Genomic DNA, 501 nt, shown 5'->3' with positions numbered 1-501 from the left:
GTCATTAGGGCTTGTCCTCGTATACACTAAAAATAAGAACAGAATTTGAACATATGAACGGAAAGGTTTTCTACATGCTAAATAGGTGACTAGGTCAATGTCACTGGGTGAAAAATGAATCCAATGCATCAAGCTTACCGATCATGTGTTCACATATAATGGAAGAAACAAGCTTTTTACAGATTTGCCGGTATGTAGATATCGAAAATCATCGGAATCGTTTAAGGGGGCTGGATGGCCTGAAGTCGCTTTACGAAATAAGGGCTTTAGGAAGGTGATGATGAAGATGCTGCATCAGGTACTCATTGCTTGTGTAATTGGAGGAATCATGGGGATTCTCGGTCATGTGAAAAAGAGAGGCAGGCTGGAGAAGCCCAGAATGACGAAGCGGTTTATCTACCTTGGATTTTTGGAAGATTGGTTTATCGGCATGACGGCTTCCATTTTACTTGTATTATCCGCTGACCCCGATTCAGGAATTCAACTTGTCATCTTATACAT

Annotated in this window: 1 protein-coding gene; it reads left to right on the top strand. The window is 41.1% G+C overall.

Annotated elements, in window-relative coordinates:
• Positions 1 to 280: 280 nt before the first annotated feature.
• On the top strand, positions 281 to 501 hold a 221-nt coding region (locus ACWHAR_RS32695; RefSeq protein WP_452089125.1), incomplete at its 3' end, for a DUF4257 domain-containing protein.

The sequence above is a fragment of the Bacillus sp. LR--39 genome (assembly GCF_053613335.1).
The sequence above is the reverse complement of the archived record's forward strand: the minus strand, read 5'-3'. Positions and strand labels throughout refer to the sequence as shown.